The organism is Paenibacillus taichungensis (genome assembly GCF_013359905.1).
In the GTDB taxonomy this organism is placed as follows: domain Bacteria; phylum Bacillota; class Bacilli; order Paenibacillales; family Paenibacillaceae; genus Paenibacillus; species Paenibacillus taichungensis.
In genome coordinates this window covers 181,528-193,122 of the sequence record NZ_JABMCC010000111.1, presented here as the reverse complement: position 1 = coordinate 193,122, position 11,595 = coordinate 181,528, and the positions used below count along the sequence as shown (strand labels likewise).

The 11,595-nt window shown below is 50.8% G+C and carries 10 protein-coding genes; 3 read left to right on the top strand and 7 right to left on the bottom strand.

The window, feature by feature from the left end; translation table 11 throughout:
• Positions 1 to 250: 250 nt before the first annotated feature.
• A complete protein-coding gene (locus HP548_RS15150) occupies positions 251 to 1,258 on the top strand; it encodes a BMP family lipoprotein (RefSeq protein WP_246318075.1) in 1,008 nt (335 codons plus the stop codon).
• A gap of 27 nt (positions 1,259 to 1,285) precedes the next feature.
• Positions 1,286 to 2,938 carry a methyl-accepting chemotaxis protein gene (locus tag HP548_RS15145; RefSeq protein ID WP_175382119.1) on the top strand — a complete coding sequence of 551 codons (1,653 nt, stop codon included), beginning with the start codon at positions 1,286 to 1,288 and terminating at the stop codon, positions 2,936 to 2,938.
• Positions 2,939 to 3,443: 505 nt separating this feature from the next.
• Here the strand turns inward: HP548_RS15145 and HP548_RS15140 are convergent.
• The 3 genes from HP548_RS15140 to HP548_RS15130 form a co-directional block, all read right to left on the bottom strand.
• Positions 3,444 to 5,111 carry an NAD(P)H-hydrate dehydratase gene (locus HP548_RS15140; protein ID WP_175382118.1) on the bottom strand — a complete coding sequence of 556 codons (1,668 nt, stop codon included), beginning with the start codon at positions 5,109 to 5,111 and terminating at the stop codon, positions 3,444 to 3,446.
• Between the two features lie 65 nt (positions 5,112 to 5,176).
• Positions 5,177 to 5,809 carry an NAD(P)-dependent oxidoreductase gene (locus HP548_RS15135; protein WP_076290604.1) on the bottom strand — a complete coding sequence of 211 codons (633 nt, stop codon included), beginning with the start codon at positions 5,807 to 5,809 and terminating at the stop codon, positions 5,177 to 5,179.
• Positions 5,810 to 6,074: 265 nt separating this feature from the next.
• Complete coding sequence (locus HP548_RS15130; protein WP_099858612.1) at positions 6,075 to 6,488, bottom strand: GNAT family N-acetyltransferase; 414 nt, start codon at positions 6,486 to 6,488, stop codon at positions 6,075 to 6,077.
• A 216-nt stretch (positions 6,489 to 6,704) separates the two neighbouring features.
• On the opposite strand from HP548_RS15130, the gene HP548_RS15125 reads away from it, so the two are divergent.
• Entirely contained in the window at positions 6,705 to 7,625 is a 921-nt protein-coding gene (locus HP548_RS15125) for a hypothetical protein (RefSeq protein ID WP_099858613.1), read from the top strand.
• Positions 7,626 to 7,769: 144 nt separating this feature from the next.
• Here HP548_RS15125 and HP548_RS15120 read toward each other — a convergent pair whose 3' ends face one another.
• From HP548_RS15120 to HP548_RS15105, 4 genes are all read right to left on the bottom strand, one after another.
• Positions 7,770 to 8,009: a YezD family protein gene (locus tag HP548_RS15120; RefSeq protein WP_062322628.1), complete on the bottom strand. Its 240-nt coding sequence runs from the start codon at positions 8,007 to 8,009 to the stop codon at positions 7,770 to 7,772.
• A gap of 226 nt (positions 8,010 to 8,235) precedes the next feature.
• Positions 8,236 to 9,111, bottom strand: a complete 876-nt coding sequence (gene cysW, locus HP548_RS15115) for a sulfate ABC transporter permease subunit CysW (RefSeq protein ID WP_063566190.1) — start codon at positions 9,109 to 9,111, stop codon at positions 8,236 to 8,238.
• A 40-nt stretch (positions 9,112 to 9,151) separates the two neighbouring features.
• Positions 9,152 to 9,988, bottom strand: coding sequence for a sulfate ABC transporter permease subunit CysT (gene cysT, locus HP548_RS15110; protein ID WP_063566191.1), 837 nt, complete (start codon positions 9,986 to 9,988; stop codon positions 9,152 to 9,154).
• 82 nt (positions 9,989 to 10,070) lie between these two features.
• Positions 10,071 to 11,150, bottom strand: a complete 1,080-nt coding sequence (locus HP548_RS15105; RefSeq protein ID WP_099858614.1) for a sulfate ABC transporter substrate-binding protein — start codon at positions 11,148 to 11,150, stop codon at positions 10,071 to 10,073.
• Positions 11,151 to 11,595 lie beyond the last annotated feature (445 nt).

The window sequence follows — 11,595 nt, the reverse complement described above, 5'->3', positions numbered from 1 at the left end:
TTCTTTACCCTTTTTTTGTCTTTCTTTTTTCCGTTGACCAGCAAGACGTAGTACAGGTTGTGTATAGAATTCATGCCTCTTCAGATGTAAATTCTATGTGTAATTTATGGGTTTCATTGGAATTTCATTGAGTTTTCGTAAATTTTCATCCTTACCCATTATGGAGACTCTGCTCTCATCCGATATACATATAGAGGAATTGCTCACCTCACACGTCATCTCCATCTTATAGAAAAGAGGGCATACGCACATGAAAACACAATGGAAAATCAAATTTGGGTTCACCATGATGATGGTTCTGGTTGTTCTGATGCTGGGAGCATGTTCGGCAACCGATAAGGTGTCCCCCGCAGATCAGCGAACCAAAGTCGGAATCGTTCTTACGGATGTCGGGCTAGGTGATCATTCTTTCAGTGACGCATCTTTTGAGGGATTGGTACAGGCAAGAAACGAGAACAGTATTGTTTTTGATTACAAGGAACCGGGAAAGGATTTGACATCCGAGGCAGCTTTTGAGCAATTTGCGAAGGATAAAGTTGATCTGATTATTGGTCTAAGCGACACGATAAAAACCGATCTGGAGAAGGTTGCTCAGAAGTATCCCGATCAGCACTTTCTCATCATTGACGGGCATTCCGATCTCCCCAATGTGACCTCCATGTCCTTCAAAGCAGAAGAAGGCAGCTATCTTGCAGGTACCATTGCTGGCTTTGCAACAAACGATGACCATGTTGGCTTCTTGGGTGGAATGGATATTCCGGTGCTTCACGATTTCCAGCAAGGTTTTGAGCAAGGTGTAAAGGCAGCCAATCCGGATGCCACAGTCCATGTCGTATACGCCGGGGATTTCGGCAATCCTGATCTTGGAGGAAAGCTCGCGGCGCAGATGATTCAGGAACAGCGTGTTGATGTCATTTACGTTGCTGCTGGACTGACAGGCATAGGCTCAATTTCGGAGATTCAGCGATTGGGTAAATACGCTATTGGCGTGGACCAGGATCAGTTCTTTTTAGCAGAAAAAGCAATACTCACTTCCATGCTCAAAAATGTAGATGTCTCTCTTCATAACGCCATTAATACGTTCATTCAGAACCAACATTCATTTCCCGAAAAAGAAATGTTCTATGGTCTGGCAGAAAACGGCGTAGGTTTAACCGCCCTACATAACATCACACTCACGGACGAACAAGAGCAAACATTCGAAGATTTGAAAGCACAGATCGCTTCCGGCAAAACCAAAATTACCCTAGATCAATAAACCAATTGCTAATATGGAGGCACGCTTATGAAATTGCAGGGAAAGCTGATATTGAATGCTATAGTATCGTTGCTGTTATGCCTTTTGCTTGTAGCCTATATCATTATTCAATTGCTAAACATGAATGCCAAAAATCAAAATCTGGTGCCTGCCATGCTAAAGGTCACGGAGCTGAACGCTAACCAGATACAGACCGAGCAGGCGCTCGATGTGTACTCGTTCTCCATGACAGCTGGCAATCAGGATAATGTAGCACGCTTGCTGAATGAAGGTAAAACCATGGTAAAGCAGCTCACAGAAGGCTTGCTGGAAACGGATGAACAGCTTCGCCTGATTCAATCGATCCAAACCAAATTAACGGCTCTGGACACGGGCGCCACCGAAGCCATCACAGCCATGAACAGTTCGGACGCCAAACGTTTCAGCTCACGGGTCAAAGGCATACAAAATGATATTTATATGCTGGATGAGGTGACCCGGGATAGATATGACCAATATACAGTAGATCTTGAACAAGATATTCAGCGGACCTGGCAGATTGCTCTCGCCGGAGCCATCATCCTGCTTGTCGCTGTTCTGCTGTTCAATATGTACACTTCACGCAAATTGGCGAGACGCATCCGCACCTTAAAGGAAGCCGCAGGACAAATTGCGAACGGCGATCTTACGCAGCAGCTTCCGGAGACACGAGGCAAGGATGAACTGGATGACTTAAACCGCTCCTTCCGTCTTATGACTGGGAACATACGCAGTATCATTCAATCCATTGGTGCCGCAGGAAACCGTGTGGACGGGATGGCGCAGGACATTGACCGCGGTAATGATACCGTGCAGGCCATTGTGCAGCAAGTATCCAGAACAACCGAAGAGCTATCGATCGGCAGTCAGAAAATTGCTGAGGATCTAAGTGACACGGTAATGGTCGTGGACAAGATGCAGCATATGTTTGAAAGCAACCTTCAGGCAACTTCACAATCGGCCATCTATGGTAACGAAGTTTTGACTTCTGTGCAGGAGGGACACATTGCCGTACAGGAACAGCTTCGACTAGCTGAAGTAAACCGGATTGCCATGTCTGAGGTAGAAAGGACTGTCCAGGAATTGGAGGAGAGTGCCTCCCGGATCGCAACGATGACTGCTTATGTATCAAGCATCGCTACACAGACAACCCTTCTGTCTCTGAACGCCTCCATCGAAGCGGCACGTGCAGGTGAAGCCGGACGCGGCTTTGCTGTCGTCGCGGGGGAAGTGAAGAAACTGGCGGAGCAATCGGAGCAATCGGTACAGCATATCTTTGGGGCTGTCGGCGAAATCACAGCAGCTATGGGTAAAGTGAAAAACTCTGTGACACAGAGCATTCAGCTCTTTGCAGAACAGGAGCAGGCCACCGGAAAAACCGGTGAATCCTTCTCCGGCATTCGTCACAGTGTAGAGCGAATTAGCACAAGCATTAACCAACTTACGGAAGACATGCAGCAGTCCAGTGAACTAAGTGCACAGGTTCAGCAGGCGATTGAAAGTATAAGTGCCATTACGGAACAATCTGCTGCAAGCAGTGAGGAAATTACAGCTTCAACGGCCGAACAGCAACGTTCGTTCGCCGAAGCAAGCACTAAAGTGAAAACTCTGCGGGATATCAGTGCAGAGATGCATCAGGAACTTTTACGGTTCCGGTTGTAGTTGAACCATGATAAAAGAATGAAGGGAAGCGGCTGTACCGGAGGTTGGAAGGGACTTCCTTTCTCGGGTCGAAGCGCTAATCCATTCTAACGAATCGACCACACCTTAATTGGAGGATTTGGGTTGAATGCACATATTAATGAACTTCAATCACGTTATTCTCGTTATAATGGTACAAACTTAGGCCAGAACCTGCCGATCAGTGAAATCACGTCGCTGGGATTCGTTAAAGCGCAGATTAATGGATAATGCAGCTCATAGCGTGTGTTTGATTCGTTAAAAGTTAATACCACTAAAAAGGGATGTCCTCGTCATGTTTATGACTATGGGACATCCCTTGCTTTATGTTATGAGTGGTTTATATCTTTGTGCTGTGTGCAGAGGCATGCAGCACATGAAGGATATGTACTCTCTAACTGCACCTATCACACGAGCTCAAAGCAGTGTACATGCAGCTTATGAAGTAACGATTTACCAAGAGTGCTGCACCAATCATGCCAGAGATTTATAGGGCATCCACGATATCCCCGGCGAGCAGGGATGCCGGATCACCTCGCAGCAGCGCGGCTCTCTCCCCTGCCTGGCCGTGGAGGAACACGCCAAAGGCTGCAGCCTGCTCCGCGCTGAGCCCTTGGGCGAGAAGACCGGCGATGATGCCGGTCAATACGTCTCCTGCACCGCCGGTTGCCATGCCGGCGTGCCCCGTGGTGTTGATATACGCCTCGCCGGATGGCGTTGCGATGACCGTTCGTGCTCCCTTGAGCACCAGGGTCACGCCCTGCTCGCGGGCGTACCGTGCAGCGTGTTCGATTCGGTCACGCTGCACTTCGGGGGTCGACATGCCCAGCAGTCGGCCCATCTCCCCGGGGTGCGGCGTCAGGATAGTCGCCGCACTTCGTTTGCCCCAGTCGCGAGGCGCTGTTGGGCCAGCGTCTGCCAGCATGTTGAGGGCGTCCGCGTCGATGACGAGCGGGCGATCCGAATGTTGCCACAGACGGCGCAGCCAGTCTGTGTCGCCTTTGAAGCGGCCGAGGCCCGGGCCGGTCGCGAGCACGTCGCGGCTTTCCGCGAGACGCAGCACAGCGTCTGCGGAAGCCGCGTTCCACTCGCCGCTATCGCCATCTGCGGCGGCAGCAAGCATGAGCTCGGGCACGGTGCCGATGACATGCGGCAGCAGTGCCGCTGGCAGCGCCCATGTGGCGAGCCCGCAGCCAGCGCGCAGCGCGGCTTTGGCCGAGAGCAAGCCTGCGCCGCTCATCGGCAGACTGCCTGCGGCCAGCAGCACGTGGCCGTAGGTGCCCTTGTGGCCGTCCGGTGCCCGGAGACGGCCAGTGTCCACGCGCAGCGCACTGCGCAGCACCTCTTCCGTCAGCAGACGGACCGAGGGGCCATGCTCCGGCGCAAGCCGCGCGGGTATGCCGATGGAGCGCACCACGATGCGCCCCGCCGCAGATGCGCCCGGGTACTGCACCAACCCGCGCTTAAGCAGCGCGAGACATACGGTCACCCGGGCTTGAATACAGGGCTCATATACCTCTCCGGTGTCGGCATTCAGCCCACTTGGCACATCGGCGGACACGACCGGCTTGCCGCTGTCGTTCGCCGCCGCAATCAGCGCCGCGTATGATCCACGCGGCGCCCCACGCGAGCCGGTGCCCAGTAGCGCATCTACGATGCCTGTGCACCGGCTGAAGTCCACGGCTTCGCGCCCATGGACCAGAGCAGGGATGCCGAGCTGCGCGGCGGCATCCCGCTGCACTGCGGCTTCGCCCCGCAACGCATCAGGCGCATCGGCGTAAACCAAAGTCACGCCGAGCCCCGCTTCAACCAAATGGCGCGCCGCAACCAGCCCGTCGCCGCCATTATTACCCTTGCCGATCAGCATGTACCACTGCTGATCGCCGGGCTGCTCCATCACGAGCGCCGGATCGGCGATGATGTCACCACCATGAGCAGGCCGATCCCCGGGCCCGGTGTGCGCCCGCTTTCCGTTTTTGTTCCAGCAGCCATGCTGCTCCGAACGGCGGTTAGCATCGTCTTCCCGGCACAGCCGGATAACTTCCTCGGCGATGGATCTTCCTGCATTTTCCATCAAACTAGCAGCAGGAATGCCAAGCTTGTGAATCGTATGCTCATCCACAGCTCTCATCTGTTCAGCGGTTACGATAAACAATGCGCATCCCTCCCCGGGGGTCTCTTCGGAAATTCACAGAAATATTGCTAGCTTACCTACAACTCTTAATAACCTACTGTAAAGCGGGATTGAATAAATTGCGGATCGTCCAGCTCATCCACCAATGCCGCTGCAAAATCACCAACGGAAATCGAACTCTCTCCAAGATCATCTGTAATCACACGATTCATACCAACCCGGAATAGGCCTGTCCGTCTTCCTGTTGTGATCGTAGCCGCAGGACTCATGTAAGTCCAGTTAATATCCGATGCCTCGATCAGGTTATACGCATCGACATGAGCCTTCGCTAGTGGTTTAACTTCTTCAGGGAATCCTGGTGTGTCCATCAGCATTTCTCCAGAATCCGTAAGTAAGCTTCCTGCTCCGCCAACAACAACCAAACGTCCTGCTTTTGCACGGCGAACACCCTCAATTAATGAACGTGTAACTTCCAGCATCTCTTCCTCCGCACCAAACTTCGGTCCATAGGCACTCACAACAGCTTCCTGTCCTGCTGTAAAATCGGCAACCTGGTCTGGGTTAAGCAAATCCCCCTGTACCACACGCAAACGCTCATGCTCCATCTCCACCTTCGAAGGATCACGAACAATCGCCGTTACCTCATGTCCACGGTCCATTAACTCCCATAGTATCGTCTTTCCAATCGCTCCGGTTGCTCCAAAAATGGCAACTTTCATATCAAATCCCTCTTTTCAGTAGATATCATCTTGTCAACTTACCGTTATTTTAATACTTAATCCCATTGTTATATACCTTAAACGGCTCACGCCATCTTAAACCGTCTTCACCTACTTGTAAACCATTGTGAAAAAATCTCTTCCAGCTCTTACTCCATACTAAAAAAGCCGCATATGCGGCTCAGCATCAATTACTTCATATTAGTTTGAGGTTATACATACTTCCCTCATTTCACTTTACAACGAACTGCGATTTATTCCTGCCCTATTCCCCTTGCCTCCACCACATACCTTCCGATTTCGGACTGGTGTAGGTGAAGCCAAATTGAGCGTACAGACGATCGGCAGGGACATCAGCCAACAGGCTTACCAAGCCACGAGCAGGCACATGTGCACGCAAATAATTCATGATCTCGCTCATGATCAATTTGCCATATCCTCTTCCCTGCTGGTCCGGGCGCACGGCGATATCCACCACCTGAAAGAAGCAACCTCCGTCCCCGATGACCCGGCCCATGCCTACGATTTCATTCTCTTCACGCAGACATACGGCAAAAAGACTATTGGGCAGCCCAATCTCCGCCCCCTCCTTGCTCATCGCACTAAGACCTGCGCTTTTCCGTAACGCTAGGTATTCTGCTGCTGAGGGCGGTGTATGTTCAATGTGGATCTGGTCCATAGATCATGCTCCTTTCCTATTAAACCAATGATTATGTGCAGAATTTAAAATTCATGGAAATTACATCTTCTTTGCTTGGGTGCTCAGGTCCTTCTTATAACAGTAAATTCCTACTGTTCCTGCTTGAATTCACGCAATTCCTGTGTAATAGTGAGAGAAAGCTTATGTGAACCGTGTTTCATGCTACACTACAGTTTTTGCAAAGGAGGAACCATTGTGCTTCAACGCTGGATGCTTGCTCTATTCTCATATCCGGGCTTCGTGGCGGTACTACTCGGAATGATCGCTGTGCTGCTTGGACTCTACATATGGTCAGCAACTGAGGTCAGACGAAGCCGTGACAGACGAATGCACGCGATACGAGATACATTATACATAAGTACCACCCTATTGGGACAACTCACAGCCAAAGAACATCGGAATATTGCCCTTACGGAACATGAACATCATGAATTATTAACGGCCATGCTATCCTGCAGAGCCGCAGTGCATCTGTCTCCACAGCTTCAGGATCAGATCCGCAGCTGTATCATCGATGTTGATCCCGCTCGTCTCGCATTGATGCACAGGGCTCTGGAACGAGAGAGTGCAGCATTGTCTGATGAATTGAATCGATACGCACATCCTGACCATTGGGGAAAATCAATCTGGAATGTCATTCGTCCAGCTGCTGAACCTGCCGCTGTCGCGGCTGTACTGTACCTGATCGCTGATTTTGTGTTTCGTCAACAAGGTCTGTTGTATCCTTTCTGGCATTCCTGGTTCGATGCTTTGCCATGGATACGCTTCGTTTCTTTGATCATCACGGTGTTCTATGGTTATTTGCTCTGGTCCAGCCCAAGACAGGGTTCATCGGGCACAGTAACCAGAGCACTTGTTACGCTAATTGCCATGTGCTCCCTACTTCATCTGATTGGACTGGCTGCTGCTCCCTACGCATTGGGATTGCAACTCATTCTGTTCATCTCTGGCTTCAGCCTGACAGGAACGCCTTCTCGCAGTGATCGCCCCTATGCGGGACACACCGATTCGGATAAGGAATTGAATAGCAGTGCAGAAGCACATGAGGATGAGAACCTGGATATGGAGCTAAACCTCTATAAACCACGCACATCCGGAGCCATTTCCGAAAAATAAACCTTCTTTTAACTTGGTTTGCCTGCATCATCAGACTCAGTTCATTCAACACCAAAAAGAGAAGCCCGCAAAATCGGCGGCTTCTCTTTTTGGTTTCTACTATTTTTTGCATTATGCCTAATTCAACCCTGGATTACATGATGCCTATCCCTTCGCGCTTGCATTCGATGAGCGCAATGAACGGGGTGAGCTGCTTCGTGCAGTGCTGCCGGATTTGGAGGCGCTGCCGGAGGGCGTATTTTCAAAACGCTTGCGTTCGGTGCGCTCCATCTGCACAATCTGGCCTTCGTGTACAACGATGTGTAATGAGCCAAACTCCATGTCATTCAGTTGTCCGGCAATTCGATCCATCCATACCTCATCCACTTTTAACGGCTTAGCCATAGAGCCGCCTCCTCTTCTCGGGCTACTGCCCGCTATATTCCTCAAGTGCGCTGTCATCCAACCCGACTTATAATTCATTCTTATCCAACCTATATACTTGGTTTATACATTAGCAGGGCTTCCAGTAGCTGTCAATCCGAATTTTCATGAAGTTTAAACAAAATCCATTTTCATTCGGAACCCTCTTCAAAACCAAGATGATCGGCATGGATACAGGAGTGTTACATCACTTTTCGGGAATCGTTTTATGACCCAACCAGCTCTTGAGCAGCAACGTTGCCAGAGCCAAAATCAGCAACAAGGAGGCGACGGCAAACGAAGCGGAGAATTGATATTCGTTATACAGGATCTCGACATGCAGCGGCAAGGTGTTAGTCTCCCCGCGAATATGTCCCGATACAACAGACACGGCCCCAAACTCGCCCATCGCCCGCGCATTACACAGAATAATGCCATACAGCAGTCCCCACTTGATGTTGGGAAGTGTCACATTCCAGAAAATCCGCCACCCCGAGGCCCCAAGCGTAACCGCCGCTTCTTCCTCCCTCGTGCCCTGATCTTCCATTAGCGGAATCAGTTCTCTGGCAACGAAGGGAAACGTAATGAACAACGTTGCGATGACAATGCCGGGCAGGGCAAAAATAATTTTGATATCATGCTCGGCCAGCCAAGGTCCAAACCATCCATTCGACCCAAAGACGAGGACAAAGATCAACCCGCCTACCACAGGCGAAATCGAAAAAGGAAGATCGATCAGGGTGATCATGAGTCCTTTGCCCCTGAATTGGAACTTAGTAATGACCCACGCAGCCGCCACACCAAATATCGTATTGAGCGGTACGGTGATTCCGGCAACCAGCAGCGTAAGTTTCAATGCCGACATCGCGTCCGGCTCGGTAAGCGCGGCGATGTAGACACCCCAGCCTTGTTTTAACGCCTCCATCAGCACGATCACCAGCGGCAAGATGAGCAGCCAGAGCAGCACCAGACTTGCCAACCCGATCAACAACCATTTAACCCACGGTGCTTCCGTCGTTGCTCGGTTTGGCCCCGGCCCGGTTCTTACACGGGAAGCAGGCGTTAATGGAACGGAACCCGCCATATTCTGTACCTCCTTTTGGTTTAGGTTGGTTCACTGCTCACTAAGCTCTGCCTGCCTTACGGCTCCAGCGTTGAAGTGAATTAATGATCAAGAGCAGGACAAAAGAGACCAGCAGCAGCAGCAAGGCTACCGCCGTAGCTCCCGCATAATCGAACTGCTCCAGCTTCGCCATGATCAGCAGGGGCGCAATCTCCGTTTTCATCGGCATATTGCCTGAGATAAACACCACTGAACCATATTCGCCAATACCTCGGGCAAAGGCTAACGCAAAACCGGTCAGCAGCGGCGGGATCAGATCCGGAAGCAGGATCTTTCGGAATATCCGCCATCTTCCCGCTCCGAGCGTAGCCGCAGCTTCCTCCACCTCGGTCTCCAATTCCTGCAATACCGGCTGCACCGTACGCACCACAAACGGAATCCCAATAAACATCAGCGCGAGCGTAATGCCCGCCTGTGAATAGGCCAGCTTGATGCCCAGAGGTTCCACAAACTGCCCAATCCAGCCATTCCCGGCATACAGCGCCGTTAAGGCAACCCCCGCCACTGCTGTCGGCAAGGCAAAAGGCAGATCAATGACGGCATCAAACAGCCGTTTTCCAGGGAACTCATACCGGACAAGTACCCAAGCCAGGAGCAGCCCAAGGACCAGATCGATCAGGGCTGCTGCACCTGCAGTCAGAAAACTCACCTGGAAAGAAGCCAGTACCCGGGGATTGGTCGCCACCTCAATCAGTGTGGACCAGGTCAGCCCCGTCGAGTTAAACAAGAGCGCTGCGAGTGGAATAAGTACAACCAGGCTCAGGTAAAGCACACTGTAACCCATCGTTAATCCGAATCCCGGCAGTGTGCGACTCCGGGCCACCATCACCTTGCTCATGCACGTTCATCCTCTCTGCCTTCAGTCGGTCGGACTGGTTGGCCGCTTACATGGTCATGCAACATCATCGACGTCAGATGCATTAGCTGCCCGGAACATAAATCTGGTCAAAGATACCGCCGTCATTAAAGTGCTTGGCCTGGGTATCGCGCCATGTACCAAATACATCGTTCAATGTGAACAGCTCAAGCTGCGGGAACTGATCCTTGAACTTTTCCTTTACGCTGTCCAGGGTTGGACGGTAATAGTTCTCGGCAGCAATGGTTTGCCCCTCTTCGCTGTACAAATATTTCAGATAGGCATCAGCCACTTCGCGGCTGCCTTTTTTGTCTGCATTTTTATCTACAATCGCTACAGGTGGTTCAGCCAAAATACTGACCGAAGGCACAACAATATCGAATTTGTCCGGTCCCAACTCTTTAACTGACAAGAAAGCCTCATTCTCCCATGCAAGCAGTACATCACCAATACCGCGCTCTACAAACGTAGTCGTCGCCCCACGTGCTCCAGAGTCAAGGACAGGCGCATGTTTGAACAGCTCTGCAACAAACGCTTTGGCTTTCTCTTCATCATTGTTGTTATGTTTGAGCGCATATCCCCACGCCGCCAGATAATTCCAACGTGCCCCGCCGGACGTTTTTGGATTCGGGGTAATGACTTGGGTATCTCCCTTGATAAGATCATCCCAGTCCTTAATACCTTTCGGATTGCCTTTGCGTACCAAAAATACGATCGTTGAAGTATACGGGGAGCTGTTGTGCTCGTATTTGTCCTGCCAACCCGCATTGATCAGACCTTTATCTTCAATAGCATCGATATCGTATCCCAATGCCAGAGTAACCACATCCGCGTCCAGCCCATCGATAACAGAACGACTTTGTTTACCTGACCCACCATGAGACTGCTTAACCGTTACTTCCTGACCTTTCTCTTTCAGCCAATACGCCGCAAACGCCTTGTTATATTGCTCATAGAGTTCACGTGTCGGATCATAGGATACATTCAGCAGCTCGATCGCTTTTGCCCCTTCTTTGCCACCTTCCGTTCCCCCCGATGTTCCTGTCGCATTCGTGCCACCGCTATCCGATCCGCATGCCGCCAGTACCCCTGTTAACACCAATGCCAGACCAACCAGAATACCCTTATGAATTCTCTTTTTCATAGATAACACTCCCCCCGAATGGATCTGCAAGATTACCCCAGGCAGGCTGAACAGCATGGAACGCACCGAAAAAAAACAAAAAACGGAGGAACCCCCGCGCACTTCTCCCTCATAAAGTCATGCCGACCCAAAGGCCGTGTATGCTTCATCCAGAAATGATGCGCTGCGGTGTTCCTCCGTCTATACGGTGAGAACGTTATTCTGTTCACGTTACGATCTCTCATGTGACTGTAAATGACTGCTCCCGCAAATAGAGCAAGGTCATTTTTATTATTCCTACCTGTTTAGTGAGTTATATACGTATCATAAGGGCAGTACATATGACTGTCAAACGTTTTTTTCCGATTTCTACCGAATATCTGTGTAAATGGCAGAAAAAGAAGAACAACGAATCAAAGTCCGTTGTTCCTTATCAGCGGTAAGTTTTATTCGCTGTAACATCATT